Here is a 22,399-nt window from a genome sequence, read left to right on the forward strand (position 1 = left end):
AACTCAACTATTCAACTGTCGGGCGTTCGAGTTCTAATATGCAAAAATAAAATGGCCCCGCTATGCTGGGCTTTTTTATTTTGCCGCACCCGGAGAGATTCGAACTCCCGACCTCCTGGTTCGTAGCCAGGTACTCTATCCAGCTGAGCTACGGGCGCGTCAAGCCGAGAATATTAGCAGCGGTCTGGTTGCATGCACAAGTTGGGATTGCTGGGCGGCGTGCCGATTGGGCCATGAGGGTCGCTGTCCACAGGGAACCGACGGCGTCGCGCGGGGTGCGGTTGCGCGGTCGGGGCTGTGGCACCATCACCGCGATCGGGCCGCAGCCAAGCGCCCTGCCCCAGTGAGTGTGATCGACATGCAAGCAGACTACGACTTCATCATCGTCGGTGCCGGTAGCGCCGGGTCGGTGCTGGCCAACCGCCTGTCCGCCAACCCGGATGTGCGGGTGTTGCTGCTCGAGGCCGGGCGTCCGGACCACCGCTGGGATTTCCGCCTGCACATGCCGGCAGCGCTCGCCTTCCCGCTGCAGGGCAAGACCTACAACTGGTGGTACGAGTCGGAGCCCGAGCCGCACATGAACGGCCGTCGGATCTACCACCCGCGCGGCAAGGTGCTCGGCGGGTCGAGCAGCATCAACGGCATGATCTACATCCGAGGCAACCCGATGGACTTCGAGCGCTGGTCCGAGGACCAGGCACTCGCGCACTGGAGTTACGCGCACTGCCTGCCCTACTTCAAGAAGGCCGAGACGCGCGTCAAGGGCGGCGACGACTACCGTGGCGACAGCGGCCCGCTGACCACGACAACCGCTGCCTGCGAGAACCCGCTGTTCCGGGCGTTCTTCGAAGCCGGTCAACAGGCGGGCCACCCGTTCACCGACGACGTCAACGGCTACCAGCAGGAGGGCATTGGCCACTTCGACATGACGGTGCGCAACGGCCAGCGTTGCAACACCTCGCGCGGCCACCTCGACCCGGCCCGAAGCCGGCCGAACCTCACGATCGAAACCCACGCGCATGTGACACGCGTGCTGCTCGAGGGTCGCCGCGCGACCGGCGTCGAGTTCCGCCAGCGCGGCAACACGCGCCGGGTCAACGCCGGCGAGGTGATCCTTTCCGGCGGTGCGATCAACTCGCCGCAGGTGCTGGAGCTCTCTGGCATCGGGCAACCGGGCTTGCTCGAGCAACACGGCATCGCCGTGCAGCACGCCTTGCCCGGTGTCGGTGAAAACCTGCAGGACCACCTCGAGGTCTACGTGCAGCAGGCGTGTCGCCAACCGATTTCGCTGTACTCGTCGCTCAAGTGGTACAACCAGGCGGTGATCGGCCTCAAGTGGTACCTGTTCAAGACCGGCATCGGCGCGAGCAACCAGTTCGAGGCCGGCGGCTTCATCCGCAGCAACGACGAGGTCACCTACCCGAACCTGCAGTACCACTTCCTGCCGATTGCGATCAAATACGATGGCACGGCGCCAAAGGACACGCACGGCTACCAGCTGCACGTCGGACCAATGAACTCCGACGCGCGCGGCCACGTGCACATCCGCAGTGCCGACCCGTTCGAGAAGCCCGAGATTCTGTTCAACTACCTGTCCACCGACAAGGACAAGCGCGAGTGGGTCGAAGCGATCCGCAAAACGCGGGAGATCTTCGCGCAGCCAGCCTTCGACGCGCTGCGCGACGAGGAGCTGCAACCGGGCGCCGAGGTGCAAAGCGACGACGAGATCCTCGAGTTCGTGCGCAACCACGGCGAGAGCGCCTACCACCCGAGTTGCACCTGCGCGATGGGCAGCCACGACGGCGCGGTGGTCGACGGCGACCTCAAGGTGCACGGCGTGGACAACCTGCGCGTGGTCGACGCGAGCGTGATGCCGACAATCACCAACGGCAACCTCAACGCGCCGACCATCATGATCGCGGAGAAGGCCGCTGACCTCATCCTCGGCAACTCGCCGCTCGAGCCCATCGAGGTACCCTGGCACCGCCACACACCGCAGCCATGACCCCACGGCAGGCGCAGCGCCCGACGGGCCGTTGACGCTGCGTTGGCGGCTACGGGCTACCCCGTACACGGGATATTTTTGCTTGCGGTGCCGTCTACCGGGTGTACACACTTCAGATGCGGTAACCCGAAGGATTCACTCCATGTTGACTCGTCGCCACTTTATCGCCGGTCTCGCTGCTAGCGGGGTCGGGTTGCTCACCGCCCCGGCCCGCGCGGCCGTGGATTTCAACGAGGCTGCCTTCGACGCGAAGCTCGCCGCGGGCGAGCCGGTGTTGCTCGATTTCAAAGCGAGCTGGTGCAGCACCTGCCGCCGTCAGGAACGCGTGATCGGCCAGTTGCGCGCCGATAACCCGTCCTACCAGGCGGTCACGGTCATGTTCGCCGACTGGGACCGCTACAGCGGCACCTCGATCGCCAAGCGCTTCAAGGTGCGCCGGCGCTCGACGCTGATCGCGTTCAAGGGTGGCGAGGAAGTCGGACGCATCGTCGCCGGCACCGGCCAGAAGGAAATCGCGGCACTCTTCGACGCGATGCTCTGAGCCGGCTCCGCCGCGCCAAGCCGCTTCGCCCACGCGGCGAGGCCGGGCCCTGACAAGAGACTGCAACCATGACCCTGTTCTGGGCCCTCCTGGCCGGCATGTTGACGCTGATCAACCCCTGCGTGCTGCCCCTCCTGCCGATCATCATCGCCAGCAGCCTGCAGCAGGGGCGCAGCGGCCCACTCGCGCTCGCAGCAGGCCTGGTGGTGTCCTTCGTCGTGATCGGCACCGGGGTCACTGCCTTCGGCCACCTCGTCGGACTCGACATCGACACGGTGAACCGGGTCGCCGCGGGGGTCATGATCGTCTTCGGCGCGGTGCTGTTGCTACCGCCGCTACAGGCCGCCTTCGCGAGCGCCAGCGCGCCGTTGGCGGGCGTGGCCGACCGCCAGCTCAACCGCCAGGGGGGCGACGGCGTCGCCGGGCAGTTCAGCATCGGGTTGTTGCTCGGTGCGGTGTGGAGCCCCTGCGTCGGCCCGACCCTCGGCGGCGCGATCGGCCTCGCGGCGAGCGGCGAGCACCTCGGCCAGGCCGCGGCCACGATGTTGGCCTTTGGCATCGGTGTGGCAGTGGTGCTGCTGGCGCTGAGCTACGGCTCACGCGAGCTGATCATGGCCCGCCGCGCGCGCCTGCAGCGCCTGATGCCCTACGCCAAGCCGGTCATGGGCGGGGTGTTGCTGTTCGTCGGTGTGGCACTCTGGTTCCACTGGCAACGGGTCGCCGAGGACTGGTTGCTTGACCGCATGCCGATCTGGCTTCAGGACGCGTCCGTCCTGATCTGATCGCGCAACCGCAGCCACTCGGCCACCGCGACACGGTCGGCCGCCACGTCGATCGGCAACGGCCCGTCCAGCGGGTGGAAATCGACCCGCGCCGCTTCCAGGGCCTGAATTTCACCGCTCCACGCCGTCACGGCGTGGTAGTGAATCCACTGCAATTCAGTCGTCGTCGGGTGCAACAAGGAACACACGTAGTGCGACGCCAGCGCCCGCACGCCGAGCTCTTCCTCGAGTTCGCGCGCCAGCGTCGCACCCTCGTCTTCCCCGGGTTCCATGTGCCCGCCAGGCACCGCGACAAGCCCGGGATCACTGGCCTTGTCGAGCCGCCGGGTCTCGAGCAGGATCCGGTTGTCCTGCACCAGCAGGAAAGACACACAGGGCCACAGCGTGCGCCCGTTGCGTTCCACCGTGACACTCACGCGCGTCGTTCCTCGCTCAGGTTGCGCCACCACTGTACGGGTTTGAGGCGCGCACGGGTACCACGCCGCTCAGCCCACCAGCGTGCGAGCCGACGCCACCGCCCGGTGGCGAGGCGGAACCAGAGCCGGTCGGCCAGCCCCTGACCACGGTTGAAGGGGCAGACGCGCATGCAGATCGCGCAGTCGGATTTGAGGCTCGCCCAGTAGCCGAAGCACTTTTCGGCGTTCGCGCTCCACTTGCGAACGCCCGTGAGTGTGGACACGTTGACCCTGACTTCCGACGGTGGACCGTCCGGCAGGGCCTTCGGCGGGCAAGCCCGTGCGCACACATCGCACTGCTCACAGTAGGCATGAATACCCTGCACGCGCGGTGCATCCGGGGCGAGCGTGAGGCTGGTGAACACCTTGGAAAACCGCACCCGCGGGCCGTACGCCGGCGTCAGCACCATCTGGTTGCGCCCGTACTCCCCGAGACCGGCCTTGATCGCGTAGGGCACCACCAGCGCCGTGTCGTTCATTGAGCCGACGGCGTCGTAGCCGAGCCCGCGGAGGTAGCTGACCAGTTGCGTCACGATCGCAGCTTCGCGGGAGTACTCGAGGCCAGTCGAGGCCCCGGCCAGCGCCGACGGGTAGGTGTCGACCAGGGCACGGTCCATCGCGTGGCCCATCACGATCACGTGGGTTAGGCCCTCGGGCAGCGCGTTGTCGGCGGGCGACAGGTCGCGGGTGTCGACCCGGGCCGCGTAGTGCCAGCGCAGATCGACCTCGGTGATGCCGACGAGGTCGGCGCCGAACAGCCGAGCCACCCGTTTGATCTCGGCGCTTTCGACAGCAGGCTCGCGCAACGGCACCGCGTGCTCCGACACGGCGGTCGCCACGGACAGCGGTGCTTGAAACCCGTCGCGTTCGCCCGCGGCAGCGTGGCGTTCGGAAAACGCATCCGACACCGACCAGCTTGCGTTGCGCAGCGCGAAATCGCGCTGGCTGAAGCCGTCGCCCCTGCGTGCACTGAACTGCGACCGGTAGCTCGCGAAGAACGCATCGGTCTTCGCGTTCTTGACCGTGTCGTCCCAGAACGCGCGGGTGAAGATGTCGTTGCGCTGTGAGAAGGGCTCGAACGCCGGCGTCAGTTCGAACCCGGCAGCGCTGTCACTCTCGGCAAAGCGCGCGTGCAGCGTGTCGAGTTCCGCCTGGCTGAGCAAGCTGGGTTCATTGTCGGGCCACATGGCGACAGCCTAACAAACCCGGCCGCCCGCAGCGGCGAACTCGGCCGTTCAGGGTCGGGAGCACCACCACACCGCCGCGAGGGCCGGTGCCACCGCCGCGACCATGGCGACGCCCACGTGGCCGCCGGCTTCCGCGAGGCTGCCGACCGCGAACGGCGTGACCACGGCACCGAGGCGGGTGCCGGCGGTCATGGCGCCGAGCGCGGCACCGGGTTGACCGGGCCGCCGCGCCGCGGCGTCGTAGATGGCCGGAAACAACACCGACACGCCGATGCCCGAGAGGCCAAAACCCAGGCACGACCACACCGGGTCGGGCACGAGGGCCGCGAGCAGGCAGCCGACCAGCGCCAGTACACAGGCGCCGTTGAGGGTGCGGGCCGGGCCCGCGCGCACCAGCACAAAGTCGCCGAGCAAGCGGGCGGCGACCATGCCGCTGGTGAAGGCGACAAACCCGATGCTGGCCGGCCCGAGCGCAACGCCGAGGTCGTCGTGCAAGCGAAACGCCGCCCAATCGGTTGCGGTCATCTCCGGGACGATGGCGACCGCGCCGAGCAGGCCGAACACCCACAACGAGCGCCCACCCGTGCCGCCAACCTGCGACGTGTCGGGCGCAGGCGGCGGCGCGTCGACCGCCAACACGTGCCGCGCGGTGAAACTCAGCGCACAAACCATCAACAGCGACACCGCGATGAGGTGCCAGAGCAACGGCACAGCGGCCGCCGCGAGCATCGCGGCACCCGCCCCCGCGACCACTGTGCCGACACTCCACATGCCGTGCAGGCGGTTCATCACCGGCGTCGCGCGGCGCGCGCTCAGCGCCGACCCCTGCATGTTCATCGCGATGTCGATGCAGACGTCGATCGCCGCGAGACTTGCGAGCACGAGCACCAGCACCCAGACGCTCTGGGCAAGGGCGACCAGCGGCAGGCAGACCAGCAAACCGGCCGTCCCGACCACCATCACGCGTCGGGTCCCGAAGCGGGCAATCACCCGGTGCGCGGTGGCGCTCGCGAGCAAGCCGCCCACGCCCGCCAGCATGATCGCTTGCCCGACCGTCGCCAGGCTCACGCCCAGCGCGTCGCGGATTTCCGGCAGGCGCGGCAGCCACGAGGCGAGCACCGCGCCGTTGATCACGAAGTGGATTGCGACGGCGGTGAGCGCCCGGCCGTCGGCCTTGGACCAACTCGGCGCCGCAGCGGATTCAGTCATCGCAGGCGGCGATCACCGTGACCTCGACTTTCAGGTCCGAGCGTGCGAGGCGGGACTCACCGCAAGCCCGTGCCGGTGCCGCACCCTCAGGCACCCAGGCGTCCCAGACGCCGTTCATCTCGGCGAAGTCTTCCATGCTGTCGAGCCAGATCACGGCTTGTAAAATCTTGTCGCGGCTCGAGCCGCCCTTGGCGAGCAACGCATCGACCTTGTCGAGGCAGCCCTGGGTTTGCGCGGCCACCGAGTCGCCTTCGCTGACTTGGCCAGCCAGGTAGAGGGTGCCGTTGTGGCGCACGAGCTGGCTCATGCGCTGGTTGGTGTCAAATCGCTCGATCACGGTGTCGTCTCCGCTTCAGGGGGTGAAATGGCCGTCAGCGCGGACAGCGCCTGTCGCTGTCGGCCTTCGGCATCGAAGTTGTCCGGGTGCAGCCACCGCCGGTAGGCGGCGTCGAGCGCCGGCCAGTCCCGGTCCACGACGGCAAACCACGCGGTGTCGCGGTTGCGGCTCTTGTAGTGGGTGGCCTGCCGCCATGTGCCCTCGAAGCGGAAGCCGAGCCGCGCCGCGGCGGCGCACGACGCCTGGTTGAGTGCGTCGCACTTCCACTCGTAGCGTCGGAAGCCCGCGGCGAAGACGTGCGCCATCATCAGGTACATCGCGTCGGTCGAGACGGGCGTGCGCTGCGCGGCGGGTGCGAAGTGGATGTGGCCGACCTCGATCGTGCCGGCCTCCGGTGCGATCCGCAGGAAGCTTGCGACACCCAGCACCCGCTCGGTGCGCCGCTCGCGCACGGCGTAGAACTGCGGGTCTGGCGCGCGCGTGTTCGCGCGCACCCAGGCCGAGAACGCGTCGACATCACTGAAGGGTCCGTACGGCAAGTAGGTCCAGTTGCGGCCATCGACATCCTCGGCGTAAGCGGCGAAGAGCGCGGCCGCGTGCCGATCCGCACTGAGCGGTTCGAGCTGCGCCCAGGCGCCGCACAGCGCCTCGTGCGCGGGCCACGCTGGCGGCTGCCAGTCGCCGAGCGGTGCACCGATCGGTTGCCCGAGTGCATTGCTGTGGTGGTCCGCCATTTGGCGTATGCTCCGTGGGTGGCCGCGCTACCCGGGGCAGCTTAGCACCCCGTTTGCCCCCTGCCCCGACTCATTCGTTTCTACCGCCATGCAGCCCAAGCTCGGGCACGCGGCGCACACAGCTGACCATGGCATCGCACACCACCCGATTCTTCGATCGCAGCACGCCGCCGCACGTCGCCACCCTCGTGGTGTTGGCCGGGGTCGGCGCGATCGGCATGAACGTGTTCCTGCCGTCCCTGCCCGGCATCGCGCGGCATTTCGACGCCGAGTACGCGGTTGCCGGACTTGCAGTGTCGCTCTACCTCGCTGCCACCGGCGCCCTGCAGTTGGTGTTCGGCCCCTTGAGCGACCGCTACGGTCGCCGGCCGGCGCTGATAGCGGGTTTCGTGCTGATGCTGGTCGGCAGCTTCGTGTGCCTCGCAGCCCCGACCATCGAGTGGTTTCTTTTCGGCCGTGTGGTGCAGGGCTGCGGCATCGTCGGTCTGGTGGTCAGCCGCGCCGCCATCCGCGACCTCTACGGCCAGGCCGAGGCCGCGAGTGTCATCGGCTACGTGACCATGGGCATGGCGGTGGTCCCGATGCTCGCACCGGCCATCGGCGGTTTCCTCGAAGAAGCCTACGGTTGGCAGGCGAGCTTCTGGCTGATGGTCGCCACCGCCGCGCTCGCCGTGGTGTTCTGCTTTTTCGACGCTGGCGAGACCAACCGGCACCGCAGCGACAGCATCGGGGCGCAATTTCGAGGTTACCCGGAGCTGGTGCGCAGCCGGCGATTCTGGGGCTACTGCGGCACAATGGCCTTCGCCTCGGGCGGCTTCTTCGCCTTCCTCGGCGGCGCGCCCTACGTGGCCGAGACCCACCTCGGACTCAAACCGTCTGTTTACGGCTTGTATTTCGGTATCACGGCCTTCGGTTACATGGCAGGCAACTACATCACCGGGCGGTTCGCCCGCTCGCTCGGTGTCGGCCCGATGCTGCGCTACGGCAACGCCACCATGCTGGCCGGCCCCGCGCTGTCGCTCGCCTTCCACTACCTCGGCGTGCACCACCCCGCGGCCTACTTCGTGCCGCTGATCCTGCTGGGCGTCGGCAACGGCATGACCCTGCCGAGCGCCAGCGCCGGCATGATCAGCGTGCGCCCGAAGCTCGCGGGCTCGGCAGCCGGGCTCGGCGGTAGCCTGCAAATCGGCGGCGGTGCGGCGCTGTCGATGCTGGCCGGCGTGTTGCTCGGGCCAGAGACCGGGCCGGCACCGCTGTTCTGGTTGATGCTCGCCACCGGCGCCGCTGCGTTTTTCGCGATGCGTTACACCCTCGCGGTGGAACGCGAATTCGAACCGGGCGACTGAACACTCTGGCATGCCGCTCCACATCACAGACACTGTGACACTTGCCGACTGGGAACTGGTCGAACGCTTTCAACGGGCCGGCGGGCCTGGCGGCCAGCACGTCAACAAAGTGTCAACAGCGGTCGAGCTGCGATTCGCGGCGGCGAGCTCACCGCACTTGCCAGCCTGGGCCAAGCAGCAACTCAAGCGCCTGGCCGGTCACCGTTGGACGCAACACGGCGAGGTCGTGCTCGTGGCCGACAACCACCGCAGCCAGTTGCGCAACCGCGAAGCCGCGCGCGAGCGCCTCGCAGAGCTGGTGCGCGCGGCGCTCGAACGGCCAAAAGTGCGGCGAAAGACCCGCCCGACCAAAGCCAGCCAGGAACGCCGGCTCAAGGCCAAATCCGTACGCAGCAAGCTCAAGGCAAGCCGCCGGCGCACGGACGACTGAGCCCCTAGCCCGCGTAGCGAATGCAATCGGGGCCCGTGCGGTGGCCCGCGGCGGCGGGCGTGCGCACGGGTGTCGGCTGTGCCTCGAATGGGATCACCTCGGCGGCTGGCACGTGGCGCTGGCGCGGCGCACGCCGCAACCAGTTCCAGAGCGTCCGGCTGCGCAGTGCACGCGCCTTGTTCACATGAGTAATTATTGTGCCGGATGTCATATCAGGCAGTCCGCTGAAGTCATCACGTTGCATGCTCATGGCTCGTTTCCTCAGAGATTCATTGGCTTTGTCGGCCGTTGAGGTGCAATCTAGTGGCCCTGCGCTTGCAAAACAAACGCGAATATCGACCAATTCAAACAAGTTTTTCTCATCTATGAGCACCACCCGACGCCCGTCTCTCAACGCCCTGCGAGCCTTCGAGGCCGCCGCCAGGCACCTGAGTTTTCAGGCTGCCGCCGCAGAACTGCATGTGACTCCGGCGGCGCTGAGCCACCAGGTGCGCCAACTGGAGAGTCAACTCGGCCGCAAGCTCTTCAAACGCCACAACCGCGCCGTGAGCCTCACGGCGGCGGGCGCCAGCCTCTACCCCGAGCTCGCTGATGGCTTCGCGCTGATCGACCGCGCCGTACTGCAACTGCAACAGCGGCGAGACGCCCACACCCTCACCGTCGCGAGCGGCCCGTCTTTCACAGCCAAGTGGTTGTCGCCGAACCTGCTGGATTTCCTCGAGCGGGCGCCGGGCACGGACGTCCGAATTTCCTCAAGCCTCACGCTGGTGGACCTGCCACGCAGTGACATCGACGTCGCCATCCGCTTCGGCAAGGGCCACTACCCCGGCTGCACCACCGTGCACCTCGCGGACGACTTCCTGACACCGATGTGCAGCCCGCACTGGCTGGCCGAACATCCGCTCGAATCCCCGGCGGATCTGATCAAGCACACGCTGATCGACGACCAGACCCACCTCGGCGACGAGTTGCGCCTGCCCGTCTGGGAGGCGTGGTTGCGGGCGGTGGGCGTGCGCAAGAAACCACGCAACCGCATCGCTTTCAACGTCGCCGACCACACGTTGGACGCCGCCGCAGCCGGCGGTGGTGTGGTGCTCGGTCGCACGGTACTCGCGCGCATGGACATCGCGGCCGGTCGGCTGGTCTGCCCCTTCGACACGCGCATCCCGACCGGATGGGCGTTCTACGCGGCCTGCCCCGACGCGCGCGTGGACGAGCCGTTGGTGCAGTCGTTTATCGCGTGGTTGAAGGAACGCTTTGGCGAAGCCTGAGGGTCAGCAAGCGACGCAGTCGCCCGCCCGGCTCACACTGCCGAGCCGCAGCGTGCTATACACCGCCCACACCGACAGCAGAGACCCGCCCATGCACCCCGCTCAGCCCACGGCCAGCCATTTCATCGACGGCGCGTACGTCGAGGACACCGGCGGCGCACCGATCGACATCGTCTACGCCGCGAGCGGAGAGACCATCGGGCGCGTCCACGCCGCCACGCCAGCCATCGTCGAGCGCGCGCTGGCGAGTGCCAAGGCCGCGCAGCGGGCCTGGGCGAAAACCCCGGGCACTGAACGCGGCCGGGTGTTGCGCCGCGCCGCGGACATCCTGCGGGAACGCAACCGTGAACTCTCGGTGCTGGAGACCTACGACACCGGCAAGCCGTTGTCGGAAACACTCTACGTCGACGCGACCAGCGGCGCAGACGCGCTAGAGTACTTCGGCGGCCTCGCCGGCAGCCTCACCGGCGAGCACGTTCAGCTCGGTGACGACTGGGTTTACACGCGCCGCGAGGCGCTCGGGCTCTGCGTCGGCATCGGCGCCTGGAACTACCCCACGCAAATCGCGTGTTGGAAAGGCGCGCCGGCGCTCGCCTGCGGCAACAGTATGGTGTTCAAGCCGTCGGAGACGACGCCGATCTGCGCACTCAAGGTCGCCGAGATCCTGGTCGAGGCGGGCCTGCCGCCGGGCTTGTACAACGTCATCCAGGGACTCGGGGATGTCGGCGCGCAGCTCGTCACCGACCCGCGCGTAGACAAGGTCTCGCTGACCGGCAGCGTGCCGACCGGGCGCAAGGTCTACGCCGCGGCCGCCGAAGGCATCAAGCACGTGACGATGGAACTCGGTGGCAAGTCACCGCTGATCATCTTCGACGACGCCGACCTCGACAACGCCGTCGGTGGCGCCGTGTTGGCGAACTTCTACTCGAGCGGCCAAGTGTGCTCGAACGGCACCCGCGTGTTCGTCCAATCCGGCATCAAGGAGCGCTTTCTCGCGCGCATGGCCGAACGCCTCGCCACCGCCGAGCTCGGCGACCCGCAGGACGAACGCGTCAACTTCGGCCCGATGGTGTCGGAACGCCAGATGAACATCGTGCTCGGTTACATCGATAAGGGCCGGGCCGAAGGCGCGCGACTGGTGTACGGCGGTCAACGTCTTGGCCGACCGGGCTTCTACATCGAGCCAACCCTGTTTGCGGATGTCACCGACGACATGACCATCGCGCGCGAGGAGATCTTTGGCCCGGTCATGTCGGTGCTCGACTTCGACGACGAAGACGACGTCATCGCGCGCGCCAACGCCACCGAATTCGGCTTGTCCGCCGGTGTGTTCACGCGGGACATCTCGCGCGCACACCGCGTGATCGCGGAGCTCGACGCCGGCAGTTGTTTCATCAACTCCTACAACGACGCGCCGGTCGAGGCGCCTTTCGGCGGGTCGAAGCTCTCAGGCGTGGGCCGGGAGAACTCGAAGAACGCGGTGGCGCACTACAGCCAGATGAAATCGGTCTACGTGCGCATGGGCGACGTCGAGGCGCCGTTCTGAGGTCAAGGGCGTTGCACTGACAACCCGGCCTCTACGCACGCACACGCCGGAGGGCAACGCCAGCAAGCGATCAGATTCGAGCGACTCTCCAGTCGGGGAAGAGGCCCGCTTCCTCACAAAAGAACCGGGTCTCGTAGCCAGCAAACAAGCCGTCCTGCGTCACGAGCACGGTGCGCCAATGGCGGGCCGCAGCGCCAACGATGTCAGTGTGGAGTGTGTCGCCACACATGGCGATACGGGCCGCTGGCACACCGGGCAGAGACGCCTCGATCAACTGGTACACCTCGGGATACGGCTTGCCAAAGAACCGGACGGACTCGACACCCTTGTCAATCAACAGGTGCGCATAGTGGCCCGGCTCGAGCGAGAATCCATCGTCGCGTGGTGCAACCAAATCAGGGTTGGCCACCAGTACCGGCCGCGGTGCGTCCAAGAGCGACTGGCACAGCACCCGCTGACGCGCATCAGTCCAACCCGATGACGACAGGAACAACACACCGTCGACAGCGTCGTAGGCAGCGGGATCGTCCTCCAGACGGGTCACGCGGCACCTCAGGTCTGACAGCTGGTCATCCGGCGCGGCGATCACCCCCCACGCACGCGAATCCAGGTGCGTGATAGCCGCCTGCCGGCTGGTCACGATCTCGTCCTCCGCAACCAACAGGCCGAAGCGTTGAAATTTGGCGACGGCCGCAGCGTGGTCGTAGCTCGCCGCGTTGGTGAGAATGCGAATCCGGCAACCGAGCGCGCGCAACTCACGCAGACGTGCACTGGCACCCTCGATCAGCGTGTTGCCCACGTTCAGAACGCCAAAGGCATCAAACACAAACGCGTCGATGTCGTGGACGAGATCCAGCAGCGAACCGACATCGCGAATCGCCATGCCTGTTGTTGCGCGCGGCGCCCGTTCCCGGACTTGTTGGTAACGATCGAAAATCAGGGGAGTGTTCAGCATGACGTGGATTGCGCGATATCGGTTCCGATGCCCGGCTCAAAGCGATTCGTCGCGACAGTCTAGCGCCGTTTCAAGCCCATAGAAACGCCAATACGACATTTTTAGCAGCAATCTAAGCATTATTTGTACATTTCCTAAACCAAAAGGACTTTTTTATGTGGTTTTGTTGTTTTTTTGCTGTAAGACGCGTAATCTCAACAGGCCAGACAGCGAGGTTCGGATGAGCAACAAGAAGCGTCAGCGCCGTGAACGCATCGCCGAGATCGTGCGGGATCGCGGTGCCATCTCGGTCGGCGCCCTGGCGGAGATCCTGGACGTGTCAACGCAAACCATCCGGCGCGACATCGACAAGTTGTGCGAAGGGGACACCCTGAGGCGCAAGCACGGTCGCGTGGAGCTGGATGCCGAACGCCTCAACACGCCGTTTGACCAGCGAGCGGGCACCAATGTCATGGGCAAGCGCGATATCGGCCAAGCGGCTGCGGAGTTGGTCCCCAACGGTGCCACCGTGTTCATTTCGATCGGTTCGACGCCGCTTGAGGTCGCGCGTGCCCTGCACCGTCACACCAACCTCACCGTCATCACCAACAACCTCAGCGCGGCGATGGCACTGAGCGAGGAGGTGTCCAACCGCATCATCTTGCCCGGCGGCGAGCTGCGCCTGCCCGATCGAGACATCCTCGGCGACGATGTCTTGAAGCTCTTCAGCCGATACCGCGCGGATATCAGCATTTTCGGCACGGCCGGTGTCGCCGAGGACGGTGCGCTCATGGAGTTTCATGTCGCGGAGCTACAGACAAGACAGCGCATTCGAGAGAACTCTCGCGCATCCATGCTGGTGTTGGACAACACGAAGTTCGGTCGAACAGCACCCGCAATCGGTGAGTCATTGCTCGACATCGACCACGTGATTCTCGATCGTCACCCCGGTGCCGCCTACGCTGCCCTTCTCGATCAGCTCGATGGCCGGCTTGTGCTGGCCGAGCGGGATTAACATGTCAGAGTCACCCTTTGTCGTCCTTGACGGTATCGCCAAACGGTGGAACGGACAGCTCGGTGTCGAGGACATTTCCCTGACAATCGAACAGGGCGCGTTCGTCGCACTGCTCGGGCCGTCAGGTTGCGGAAAGTCGACATCGCTCCGCCTCCTCGCAGGGTTGGAGTCGCCCGACAGCGGACACATCACCATCGACGGACGGGATGTCACCCACAGTGCGGCGTCCGACCGCAACCTGTCCATGGTGTTTCAATCCTACGCCTTGTTCCCGCACCTCTCGGTCGCGGAGAACGTCGTGTTCGGGCTCAAGGTCCGACGCGTGCCACGTGATGATCGCCGTGAAAAACTCGCGCGCGCCCTTCGAATCACGGGTCTCGAGGGCTTGGAGAACCGCAAGCCCGGTGAACTCTCTGGCGGGCAACGTCAGCGCGTTGCTCTCGCTCGCGCAATCGTCGCAGGTCAGAAGCTGTGCCTGATGGACGAACCGCTGTCGAACCTCGATGCGAAACTGCGTCACTCGGTTCGAAAGGACATCAAGAAGCTACAGCGCGAACTGGGTATCACGGTGGTCTACGTCACCCACGACCAAACCGAAGCCATGAGCATGGCGGACAAGGTTGTTCTGATGCGCGACGGCCGCATCCAACAAATCGGTACGCCAAGCGAGTTGTACAGCAAACCGACCAACACCTTTGTGGCGAGCTTTGTCGGCGCGCCACCGATGGCACTTATCGATTCAGGCAAAGTGTCGGGTTTCGAAAAAGGGCTCACGCTCGGTTTGCGCGCAGAACACGTCTCCCAGGTTCCAAAGGGCCACGGTCGGTTGTCTTGCCGCGTCATGGAGTCGGAGTTTCTTGGCGCAGAGACCTTGATCAGCCTCGAGCACCCTGGTGCAAACGGCTTGTGCCTATTGCAACCCGGGCTCTCCTTGATGTCGGCTGGCGAAGACGTCGACATCCATTTCGAAGACCGAGACCTGCACACCTTTGACGGTGCAGGCGAGAGACTGTGAGCGCAGCGCGCTCCCACCAGCACCACGTCCAAAGGAGGACTGCATTGTGAAACACCTGAGACACCTCGGCCTCGCGGCCGTACTCGCCACTGGGATGGCACTGCCGGCTGCGGCCCAGACCGAGTTGACCATGTACTACCCCATCGCGGTGGGCGGCGCCTTGACCGAGGTGGTTGACAGCATCGTGTCCGAATTTGAGTCGGCCAACCCTGACATCAGCGTCAATGCCGTGTATTCGGGGAACTACGACGACACGCGTGTACGCGCATTGTCCGCGCTCAATTCGGGCGAGCCAGCGCAACTTGCCGTGATGTTCTCCATCGACGCCTACGATCTGATCGAGCAGGACCTGATCCTGCCGTTTGACGACATGGTGTCAGACGCGGGCTGGTTGGAGAGTTTCTACCCCGCACTGATGGCAAACGGCAAGATCGAAGGCAAGACCTGGGGTATCCCATTTCAACGCTCAACCATCGTCGCCTACTACAACAAGGACCAGTTTCGTGCGGCGGGACTGGATCCGGATGCCCCGCCGACAACCTGGGACGAGCTGATCAGCATGGGCAAAGCGCTGACCAACGACGACACCTACGGTTTGATGATTCCCTCGACCGGCTACCCGTACTGGATGTTCCAGGCCCTCGCCATCCAAAACGGTAAGGAAGTGATGTCGAATGACGGGCTGACCACGTTCTTCGACGACAACACCGTCGTCGATACATTGAATTTCTGGAAATCACTCTCGGCCGAGCACGGCATCATGCCCGAGGGTACAGTCGAGTGGGGCACGCTGCGCCAGGCCTTCCTCGAAGGCCAGACCGCAATGATGTGGCACTCGACAGGCAACCTCACTGCGGTGAAGAACAACGCCAGTTTTGATTTTGGTGTTGCCGAGTTGCCAGCCAACGTGCGAAAGGGGTCACCGACCGGTGGCGGTAATTTCTACGTGTTCAAAGACACTTCAGACGAAGAGCGTGCCGCCGCGCTGAAGTTGATCCAGTTCATGACCTCTCCCGAGCAAGCTGCTGCCTGGTCGATTGCCACCGGCTACATGGGCGTCTCTCCCGCGGCTTACGAGACCGACGCCCTGAAATCCTACACCGCGGATTTCCCGCCTGCGTTGGTCGCTCGAAACCAGTTGGAAAACGCGGTCGCGGAGTTTTCGACCTTCGAAACGGCGCGGGTTCGTGACGGTTTGAACAATGCCATTCAATCGGCACTGACCGGTTCCAAGAGCGCTGAAGACGCCTTGGGTGAGGCCCAATCTGCTGCAAATCGTTTGTTGAAAGCCTACCGCTAGACGCGTTGTGACCGGCTCCACACGGGAGCCGGTCAACACCACCAGGCTAACCCGATGCAAAAAAACACGACACCCGAACATCGCAGCAACGCCATTTACGGCTGGCTCTTGCTCGCACCTGCGGCAGTGATGTTGTCGGTGTTTGCGTTTTACCCATCCATTGCCACGCTGTGGTCCAGTCTCTTCTCACGGGGCACGCGCCGGAGGCCAAGCGAATTCATCGGCCTTGAGAACTACGCCGATCTGTTCGCGGACCCGACCTTCTGGGTGGTGGTCCAGAACAACCTGTTCTATGCCGCGGTCACGATTCCGGTATCGATCGGTATCGCCCTCGCCATGGCCCTCTGGGCCAACGCAAACATCTCTGCCCGCAGTTTTGTTCGCACCGCCTACTTCACGCCCACCGTGTTGCCGATGATCGCAGCGGCCAACCTGTGGTTGTTTTTCTACACGCCGGGTCTTGGCGTGCTGGACAAGATTGGCTCGCTGTTCGGCCTGCCGTCGGTGAATTGGCTGGGCCAACCCGACACCGCGCTCTGGGCGGTCGTGATCGTCACGATCTGGAAAGAAGCGGGATTCTTCATGATCTTCTATCTCGCTGCCCTGCAGACCATACCCGCCGACCTGAAAGAAGCTGCGGATATCGAAGGCGCCAGCCGTTGGACCTACACCCGACGCATCGTGTTGCCGCTGCTGATGCCGACAACACTCTTCATCATGGTCAACGCGATGATCAACTCGGTCAAACTGATCGACCACCTGTTCATTCTGACCAAGGGGGGGCCTTCGGACGCCTCCAAGTTGATCCTCTACTACATCTGGGAAATGGCGTTTGCATTCTTCGACGCGCCCCACGCTGCAGCACTGACGATTCTGGTCCTGACTGTGTTGTGCATCGTCGCCGCTGTGCAATTCTTCTACCTCGACAAGCGGACACACTACCAGTGAGCAAGTTGAGCCACGCACTGGATAGCCTGGGCGCCATCGTGCTCGCGATTGTGTGGGTATCGCCGCTTCTCTTCGCTTTCTGGGCTGCTTTTCACACGACGTCGGACGCGGTGAATTTTGATCTGTTGTCCGCGTGGACGCTCGACAACTTTCGCACGGCCTGGGCGGGTGCACCTTGGCTCCGTTACTTCCTGAACACCTTTCTGCTCGTCACGATCGTGCTGATAGGGCAGTTCTTTTTCACAACCTTGGCCGGATTCGCCTTCGCCAAACTGCAGTTCCCAGGAAAGGATCTGGTGTTCATCCTGGTCTTGATGCAGTTGTTTATCCTCCCGGAAGTGTTGATCGTTGAGAACTACGCGATGGTTTCGCGGCTTGGTTTGTTCGACACACTCTTCGGCGTCGGAATGCCCTACATGGCAAGTGCCTTTGGCATATTCCTGATGCGTCAATCGTTCAAATCGGTGCCCATCGAATTGCACGAAGCGGCGCGCATCGAGGGGTGCACCTTGCTTGGCATCCTGTGGCGGGTCTACGTCCCGCTCGCAAAACCCACCTATCTCGCGTACGCATTGGTCTCCGTGTCGACGCACTGGAACAACTTTCTCTGGCCACTGATTGTCACCAACTCGCCTGACACTCGGCCCCTGACCGTCGGTTTGTCCATTTTCGGTGCGCCGGAGAACGGCGTGGACATCAGTGTCATCTCAGCCGCGACGATGATGTCGGTGGCGCCGCTTCTGATCGCGTTTCTGGTCTTTCAGCGTCAGTTTGTTCAAGCCTTCCTCAGAGCCGGCATCAAATGACCACCGTTCTGCACCTGTCGGACACCCACCTCGCACGCACAGGGGCGCTGGTGTCCGGTCGCCTGAACACACACCAGCCGCTCGAGCGGATGGTGAAGCGGATCCAGCGCGCACACACGCAGTGGGGCACACTTGACGCCATACTCGTAACCGGTGACATCAGCGACGACGGCAGTCCAGAAAGCTACGCGCAGTTTCGCGAGCTGATGTCTCCGCTCGGTGTTCCGGTGTACGTCATTCCGGGCAACCACGACGCGCGCGAACCGATGCGCGACGCGTTTGTGGTCGACGGCTACCTGCCCACCACGGGCCACCTGAACTGGCGTTGCCACATTGGCGAGCTGACTGTGGTCGGGCTCGATACGCTGGTCGAAGGTCAGGGCTTTGGCCGCTTGAGCGAAGAATCACTCGCCTACCTGGAAAGCCAACTGCGTGCGGCACGCAAGCGTCCCACGTTGATCGCGCTTCACCATCCCCCTTTTCGTACCGGCATCGCATTCATGGACGCGATCTGTCTCAGAAACCGCGCGGCATTCCGAGATGTGATGGCACACGCACAAGGTGACGTCCGGATTCTGTGCGGACACGTCCACAGCCTGTTCGTCTCCGATGTCGGCGGCCACCTCGCCTTCTCAGCGCCTTCAACCTGCAGCAATTTCGAACTCGATACCCGCCCCGAGGCACCGGTCGGCTATTTCGACCGTGACGATGGCGGCGTGTTGCACCGCTGGGACGGCAGCTTCACCAGTGTTCGGATCGGACCCCAGCCGGGGACTGGGCCGCACCCGTTCAACTGACTTCATCCGACCCTGTATCGAATTCACCCGATAGACCACGTGGCAGAACACCCTTTCATCGTCTTTCTGATCCACATCGCAGGCGCAGCGGCATTGCTGATCTGGAGCGTACGTCTGGTACGCACGGGCGTCGAACGCGGGTTCTCCAACCCCTTGCGAAGTTGGATACGCCAGTCTGCGCGGAACCGGTTCATGGCCACCGGTTCCGGGCTGCTCGCAGCGTTGGGCCTGCAAAGTGCCACCGCAGTCGCGGTGCTGGTCTCCCACTTTGTCGCAAAACACGGCAGACTCACAGCAGCGGTCGGGCTTGCCATGTTGTTGGGAGCGGACGTCGGTTCCGCACTGGTCACGCAACTGCTCGTCACGCGCCAACCGCTGCTGGTGCCGGTGTTGTTGTTACTGGGGATCAGTCTGTTTCTGCGGGGTTCAGGTGTCGGGCGCCCGACCGGCCGCATCGTCATTGGACTTGCGCTCATTTTTGTGTCTCTGGACATGATTCGGGCAGCAACCGGACCCATCCTGTCCAACCCCAACACGCACGCCGTGGTCAGCTACCTGGGCAATGACCTGCTCACCGCGTTTGCTATCGGCGCCGTGTTCGCCTGGGCGGTTCACTCAAGCGTGGCCGCCGTGCTCTTGTTTGTGACCCTGGTTGGTCAGTCTGTTCTGCCGTTGAACGCGGGCGTCGCAATGGTGCTGGGCGCCAACCTCGGCGGTGCGTTCATCGCCCATATCCTGACCCTGTCAGCGCCGCTCGATGTCAGGCACATGGTGTTGTCAAACCTATTGCTCCGTGGTGGTGGGGCCGTTGGCGCCGCCTACATCCTCGCCGCGCAACCACACTGGTACGCGTTCCTCGGTGCACACCCTGCACAACAAGCGATCAACGTGCATCTCGCGTTCAACGCCGTGCTGGCCGTTGCCGCCCTGCCTTTTGTCGGCTTGGTCACGTCGTTTGTCGCACGTCTGACGCCCGCGCGATCACCGTCCGTCACACGACTGGAACCCATCAGCGCCCTCGACCAGAACGCCGTCTCCAAACCACAACGCGCTCTGGACTGCACTGCACGCGAACTCCTGGCTGTCGGCCAACACATCGAGCACATGCTCATCGCGGTGATCCCGCAATACGACACATTCAACCCCGACCAGGCAAAAGCCATCGCCGCGCAAGACAAGGCGATCAAAAAATCTCACTTCGACATAAAGCTCTACCTGGCGAAAATCGGCCAACAGGAACTCGACGAGTCGCTCAGTCGGCGCTCCATGGAACTCGTTCATTTGTCGTCCAGCCTCGAAGCCGCATCGGACACGATCAACCGTGTGATCGTGCCTCTAACGCAGCGAATGCACGCACAGGGCGTACAGTTCTCGGCGGACGGCAGAAAGGAGATCAGTGACTTCGCCGACCGTGTGCTAGCCAACGCTCAACTCGCGCTCAATGTGATGATGAACCAAAACCCCGCCGAGGCCCGCGAACTCGTGGAAGCCAAAGAACTGGTTCGGCGCGTCGAACAAAAGCTGCAACGCCACCACCTCGGGCGATTGAGGCAGGGACTCACCGAAAGCATAGAAACCAGCAACATCCACCAGGAAACCTTGCGCGCCCTCAAACAAGTCAACACCTGCTTCTCCGTGGTGGCGTACCCCATTGTGGACAAGTCGGGTCACCTGTTGGAAAGCCGCTTGGCGTGACGGGCGAAAACCCGATCACGCGGCATGTGGCCAGCTTCCAGCCATTGGCAGTGCGACTGCCAATTCGCTGATACCCAATCCGCCACAACGCATCCCGCGGATCGCACACCCAGAACGTGACAGTTGACCGCCTCAGCCGTCGACGCGGATCGAGACCAAGGTTTGCCGGAGGGCAGACTTGTGTTTGAAGGTCACTGCCAGCACGGCACCCCGAAAGCGGAACTGGTGCGCGTAGTAGGCGTCGGGGTGGTTCACCGGCTTGCTCTCGCTTTCGCTGAACAACGGCCCGACGCAGGCGCGGGCCGCTTTGACAAAATGCTGGTAGGTGGACCAGGCCTCGGGTGACCCGAATGCGTACGGCCAGACGCACCGTACGGTGGCTTGCGCCGGGTTGACGACGGTTTCGCAAGCGTCGGGACGCGACTGAAGGGCAGTGTGATCGACCGCACCGTCGACGCCACCCGAGGCGAGCTGCGCCTGGTGCGCGAAGACCTGGCCAATGTCGTCGCACGGCAACGCCACGTCGGCGGCGTGCGCACAGCCCACCAAGAGCACCGCGGCCAAAAGCTGCCGTGGCGCACGGCGTATCAACATCGGCATGGCTGTCTCCCGCGCGGTGAGGGCTGTGCCGCGCCCGTGATCGGGCGCGCCGTCTCGGACCGCCAGGCCAGAACCCGTGTGCCATGGCACACCGGCTTCAGCGACAGCCCGACCCGAATATGCGCCTGCGATCAAGCGCTTGCAAGCCACGCGTATCAATCAGTCGAGTGTCCGGCCCGGCTGCAACGCGTTGCGCCCGGAGTTTTTTTACCAGCGCCAACCCCGTTTTCGTTTGCACGGCGTTTACCCCACCAAACCCACTGGAGATTCCCCGTGCACACACCGACCCGTTCACCGAACCGATTCCGCCTTGCCCCTACCGCCTGCGCGGTGGCGCTGACGTGCTTCACACTCGCCTGCACCCCGCACCCGGCGACGCGGAACACGGCCCCCCAGCCCACCGCGGCGTCCGAGGCCAATCCGGGGCCGGCCGTCCGCCCGACGCTGGCCGAGCACGCTGTCGCCCCGGCGCAGTCCGATGTGCTGACCAGCACCCTCGTCGAGACCGTAACGCCACAAAGCAAACGCGCCGCCCTCGCCAACGTCGAGGCGGACTGGCCGGTGCCGCCGCACGCACCGACGGCGAGCGGCGACATCTACCACGGCAACGTCGCCAATCCGATCACCCGTACGGCGAGCCAACCGGTGTCGACCTTCGGACTCGACGTCGATTCAGGCAGCTACGCAATCGTGCGTCGCCACCTCGCCCACGGGCAACTGCCGCCGGTCGCAGCCGTGCGCACTGAAGAGCTGATCAACTACTTCGACTACCGCAGCGCCGAGGCCGAAGCCGCCGACACACCCTTCGTGCTCAGCACCGAGCTCGCGACCACCCCCTGGCACCCCGAGCGTTACCTGCTGCGCATCGGCGTCGACGCGGCGCGCGTACCCGAGATAACGCTGCCACCGGCCAACCTCGTGTTCCTGATCGACGTCTCGGGGTCGATGCACGACGCCGACAAACTGCCGTTGCTGCAATCGGCCATGCGGTTGCTGACGCGCCAACTCGACGGCGAGGACCGCGTGTCGATCGTGACCTACGCGGGTCACGCGGCGGTGGTGCTCGAGCCGACTGCCGGCGATGACACGCGGCAGATCGAAGCCACCATCACCGCGCTCGGCGCCGGTGGCAGCACACACGGCGCGGCCGGCTTGCGCGATGCGTATCGCCTGGCCGAGAGCGCGTTCATCGACGGCGGCATCAACCGCGTGATGTTGGCCACCGACGGCGACTTCAATGTCGGCGAGACCGACCACGACGCGCTCGTGGCCCTGATCGAAGCCAAGCGGGACACGGGCATTGCCTTGTCCACGCTGGGTTTTGGTCAGGGGAACTACAACGACCACCTGATGGAGCAACTCGCAGACCACGGCAACGGCAACTACGCCTACATCGACTCCATGCGCGAGGCGCGTCGGGTGCTTGAAACCGAGCTCGGCGCCACG

23 protein-coding genes and 1 tRNA gene are annotated in these 22,399 nt (G+C 64.6%); 15 read left to right on the forward strand and 9 right to left on the reverse strand.

The features are described from left to right. Window positions 1–84 precede the first annotated feature (84 nt). Window positions 85–158, reverse strand: a tRNA-Arg gene (locus AAGA11_18590). A 200-nt stretch (window positions 159–358) separates the two neighbouring features. On the opposite strand from AAGA11_18590, the gene betA reads away from it, so the two are divergent. From betA to AAGA11_18605, 3 genes are all read left to right on the forward strand, one after another. Continuing rightward, entirely contained in the window at window positions 359–2,005 is a 1,647-nt protein-coding gene (betA, locus tag AAGA11_18595; GenBank protein MEM9604879.1) for a choline dehydrogenase, read from the forward strand. Between the two features lie 142 nt (window positions 2,006–2,147). Next, window positions 2,148–2,546, forward strand: coding sequence for a thioredoxin family protein (locus AAGA11_18600; protein ID MEM9604880.1), 399 nt, complete (start codon window positions 2,148–2,150; stop codon window positions 2,544–2,546). Between the two features lie 68 nt (window positions 2,547–2,614). Continuing rightward, on the forward strand, window positions 2,615–3,328 hold the full coding sequence (locus AAGA11_18605) for a cytochrome c biogenesis CcdA family protein (protein MEM9604881.1): 714 nt from the start codon (window positions 2,615–2,617) through the stop codon (window positions 3,326–3,328). Here AAGA11_18605 and AAGA11_18610 read toward each other — a convergent pair. The 5 genes from AAGA11_18610 to AAGA11_18630 are packed head-to-tail and all read right to left on the reverse strand — an operon-like array spanning window position 3,304 to window position 7,250. Further along, on the reverse strand, window positions 3,304–3,744 hold the full coding sequence (locus AAGA11_18610; GenBank protein MEM9604882.1) for an NUDIX domain-containing protein: 441 nt from the start codon (window positions 3,742–3,744) through the stop codon (window positions 3,304–3,306). The genes AAGA11_18605 and AAGA11_18610 overlap by 25 nt on opposite strands. Next, window positions 3,741–4,970 carry a reductive dehalogenase domain-containing protein gene (locus tag AAGA11_18615; protein MEM9604883.1) on the reverse strand — a complete coding sequence of 410 codons (1,230 nt, stop codon included), beginning with the start codon at window positions 4,968–4,970 and terminating at the stop codon, window positions 3,741–3,743. The genes AAGA11_18610 and AAGA11_18615 overlap by 4 nt, the downstream gene beginning before the upstream one ends. A 48-nt stretch (window positions 4,971–5,018) precedes the next feature. Then, window positions 5,019–6,179, reverse strand: coding sequence for an MFS transporter (locus AAGA11_18620; protein ID MEM9604884.1), 1,161 nt, complete (start codon window positions 6,177–6,179; stop codon window positions 5,019–5,021). Continuing rightward, window positions 6,172–6,516 carry a RidA family protein gene (locus AAGA11_18625; protein MEM9604885.1) on the reverse strand — a complete coding sequence of 115 codons (345 nt, stop codon included), beginning with the start codon at window positions 6,514–6,516 and terminating at the stop codon, window positions 6,172–6,174. Before AAGA11_18625 ends, AAGA11_18620 begins: the two co-directional genes overlap by 8 nt. Continuing rightward, window positions 6,513–7,250, reverse strand: a complete 738-nt coding sequence (locus AAGA11_18630) for a GNAT family protein (GenBank protein ID MEM9604886.1) — start codon at window positions 7,248–7,250, stop codon at window positions 6,513–6,515. Before AAGA11_18630 ends, AAGA11_18625 begins: the two co-directional genes overlap by 4 nt. Window positions 7,251–7,378: 128 nt before the next feature. Here AAGA11_18630 and AAGA11_18635 point away from each other — a divergent pair, with 128 nt between their 5' ends. Both AAGA11_18635 and arfB read left to right on the forward strand, forming a co-directional pair. Beyond that, window positions 7,379–8,596, forward strand: coding sequence for a multidrug effflux MFS transporter (locus AAGA11_18635; GenBank protein ID MEM9604887.1), 1,218 nt, complete (start codon window positions 7,379–7,381; stop codon window positions 8,594–8,596). Between the two features lie 10 nt (window positions 8,597–8,606). After that, on the forward strand, window positions 8,607–9,026 hold the full coding sequence (gene arfB / locus AAGA11_18640) for an alternative ribosome rescue aminoacyl-tRNA hydrolase ArfB (GenBank protein MEM9604888.1): 420 nt from the start codon (window positions 8,607–8,609) through the stop codon (window positions 9,024–9,026). A gap of 4 nt (window positions 9,027–9,030) precedes the next feature. Here arfB and AAGA11_18645 read toward each other — a convergent pair whose 3' ends face one another. Next, entirely contained in the window at window positions 9,031–9,276 is a 246-nt protein-coding gene (locus AAGA11_18645; protein MEM9604889.1) for a hypothetical protein, read from the reverse strand. A 115-nt stretch (window positions 9,277–9,391) separates the two neighbouring features. Here AAGA11_18645 and gcvA point away from each other — a divergent pair, with 115 nt between their 5' ends. Then, on the forward strand, window positions 9,392–10,297 hold the full coding sequence (gene gcvA / locus AAGA11_18650) for a transcriptional regulator GcvA (GenBank protein ID MEM9604890.1): 906 nt from the start codon (window positions 9,392–9,394) through the stop codon (window positions 10,295–10,297). 91 nt (window positions 10,298–10,388) lie between these two features. Next, entirely contained in the window at window positions 10,389–11,843 is a 1,455-nt protein-coding gene (gene betB, locus AAGA11_18655) for a betaine-aldehyde dehydrogenase (GenBank protein ID MEM9604891.1), read from the forward strand. A 70-nt stretch (window positions 11,844–11,913) separates the two neighbouring features. On the opposite strand, the gene AAGA11_18660 is transcribed toward betB, so the two are convergent. Next, window positions 11,914–12,798: an HAD family hydrolase gene (locus AAGA11_18660; GenBank protein ID MEM9604892.1), complete on the reverse strand. Its 885-nt coding sequence runs from the start codon at window positions 12,796–12,798 to the stop codon at window positions 11,914–11,916. Window positions 12,799–13,018: 220 nt separating this feature from the next. On the opposite strand from AAGA11_18660, the gene AAGA11_18665 reads away from it, so the two are divergent. From AAGA11_18665 to AAGA11_18695, 7 genes are all read left to right on the forward strand, one after another. Beyond that, a complete protein-coding gene (locus AAGA11_18665) occupies window positions 13,019–13,792 on the forward strand; it encodes a DeoR/GlpR family DNA-binding transcription regulator (protein ID MEM9604893.1) in 774 nt (257 codons plus the stop codon). Between the two features lies 1 nt (window position 13,793). Further along, complete coding sequence (locus tag AAGA11_18670) at window positions 13,794–14,807, forward strand: ABC transporter ATP-binding protein (protein MEM9604894.1); 1,014 nt, start codon at window positions 13,794–13,796, stop codon at window positions 14,805–14,807. A gap of 94 nt (window positions 14,808–14,901) precedes the next feature. Continuing rightward, the gene (locus AAGA11_18675; protein MEM9604895.1) at window positions 14,902–16,107 is read left to right on the forward strand and encodes an ABC transporter substrate-binding protein; all 1,206 of its coding nucleotides are present in this window, start codon (window positions 14,902–14,904) and stop codon (window positions 16,105–16,107) included. 54 nt (window positions 16,108–16,161) lie between these two features. Next, window positions 16,162–17,055: a sugar ABC transporter permease gene (locus tag AAGA11_18680; protein MEM9604896.1), complete on the forward strand. Its 894-nt coding sequence runs from the start codon at window positions 16,162–16,164 to the stop codon at window positions 17,053–17,055. Beyond that, window positions 17,052–17,861: a carbohydrate ABC transporter permease gene (locus AAGA11_18685; protein ID MEM9604897.1), complete on the forward strand. Its 810-nt coding sequence runs from the start codon at window positions 17,052–17,054 to the stop codon at window positions 17,859–17,861. Before AAGA11_18680 ends, AAGA11_18685 begins: the two co-directional genes overlap by 4 nt. Continuing rightward, window positions 17,858–18,658 carry a phosphodiesterase gene (locus tag AAGA11_18690; protein ID MEM9604898.1) on the forward strand — a complete coding sequence of 267 codons (801 nt, stop codon included), beginning with the start codon at window positions 17,858–17,860 and terminating at the stop codon, window positions 18,656–18,658. Before AAGA11_18685 ends, AAGA11_18690 begins: the two co-directional genes overlap by 4 nt. A 39-nt stretch (window positions 18,659–18,697) precedes the next feature. Then, window positions 18,698–20,353, forward strand: coding sequence for a Na/Pi cotransporter family protein (locus tag AAGA11_18695; protein ID MEM9604899.1), 1,656 nt, complete (start codon window positions 18,698–18,700; stop codon window positions 20,351–20,353). Between the two features lie 132 nt (window positions 20,354–20,485). Here the strand turns inward: AAGA11_18695 and AAGA11_18700 are convergent, their stop codons facing one another. Further along, window positions 20,486–20,953: a hypothetical protein gene (locus AAGA11_18700; GenBank protein ID MEM9604900.1), complete on the reverse strand. Its 468-nt coding sequence runs from the start codon at window positions 20,951–20,953 to the stop codon at window positions 20,486–20,488. 273 nt (window positions 20,954–21,226) lie between these two features. Between AAGA11_18700 and AAGA11_18705 the strand changes: the two genes are divergently transcribed. Continuing rightward, window positions 21,227–22,399 (forward strand): von Willebrand factor type A domain-containing protein (locus AAGA11_18705; protein MEM9604901.1); only part of this gene is annotated, 1,173 nt, incomplete at its 3' end.

This window comes from Pseudomonadota bacterium, from assembly GCA_039196715.1.
Taxonomy (GTDB): domain Bacteria; phylum Pseudomonadota; class Gammaproteobacteria; order CALCKW01; family CALCKW01; genus CALCKW01.

Coding starts and splice junctions, on each gene's coding strand:
- betB (MEM9604891.1), top strand. CDS start 10,389: ATGCACCCCGCTCAGCCCACGGCCAGCCATTTCATCGACGGCGCGTAC.
- AAGA11_18645 (MEM9604889.1), bottom strand. CDS start 9,276: ATGAGCATGCAACGTGATGACTTCAGCGGACTGCCTGATATGACATCC.
- AAGA11_18675 (MEM9604895.1), top strand. CDS start 14,902: ATGGCACTGCCGGCTGCGGCCCAGACCGAGTTGACCATGTACTACCCC.
- AAGA11_18630 (MEM9604886.1), bottom strand. CDS start 7,250: ATGGCGGACCACCACAGCAATGCACTCGGGCAACCGATCGGTGCACCG.
- AAGA11_18700 (MEM9604900.1), bottom strand. CDS start 20,953: ATGCCGATGTTGATACGCCGTGCGCCACGGCAGCTTTTGGCCGCGGTG.
- AAGA11_18635 (MEM9604887.1), top strand. CDS start 7,379: ATGGCATCGCACACCACCCGATTCTTCGATCGCAGCACGCCGCCGCAC.
- AAGA11_18680 (MEM9604896.1), top strand. CDS start 16,162: ATGCAAAAAAACACGACACCCGAACATCGCAGCAACGCCATTTACGGC.
- AAGA11_18605 (MEM9604881.1), top strand. CDS start 2,615: ATGACCCTGTTCTGGGCCCTCCTGGCCGGCATGTTGACGCTGATCAAC.
- betA (MEM9604879.1), top strand. CDS start 359: ATGCAAGCAGACTACGACTTCATCATCGTCGGTGCCGGTAGCGCCGGG.
- AAGA11_18620 (MEM9604884.1), bottom strand. CDS start 6,179: ATGACTGAATCCGCTGCGGCGCCGAGTTGGTCCAAGGCCGACGGCCGG.
- AAGA11_18600 (MEM9604880.1), top strand. CDS start 2,148: ATGTTGACTCGTCGCCACTTTATCGCCGGTCTCGCTGCTAGCGGGGTC.
- AAGA11_18690 (MEM9604898.1), top strand. CDS start 17,858: ATGACCACCGTTCTGCACCTGTCGGACACCCACCTCGCACGCACAGGG.
- AAGA11_18660 (MEM9604892.1), bottom strand. CDS start 12,798: ATGCTGAACACTCCCCTGATTTTCGATCGTTACCAACAAGTCCGGGAA.
- AAGA11_18670 (MEM9604894.1), top strand. CDS start 13,794: ATGTCAGAGTCACCCTTTGTCGTCCTTGACGGTATCGCCAAACGGTGG.
- arfB (MEM9604888.1), top strand. CDS start 8,607: ATGCCGCTCCACATCACAGACACTGTGACACTTGCCGACTGGGAACTG.
- AAGA11_18665 (MEM9604893.1), top strand. CDS start 13,019: ATGAGCAACAAGAAGCGTCAGCGCCGTGAACGCATCGCCGAGATCGTG.
- gcvA (MEM9604890.1), top strand. CDS start 9,392: ATGAGCACCACCCGACGCCCGTCTCTCAACGCCCTGCGAGCCTTCGAG.
- AAGA11_18615 (MEM9604883.1), bottom strand. CDS start 4,970: ATGTGGCCCGACAATGAACCCAGCTTGCTCAGCCAGGCGGAACTCGAC.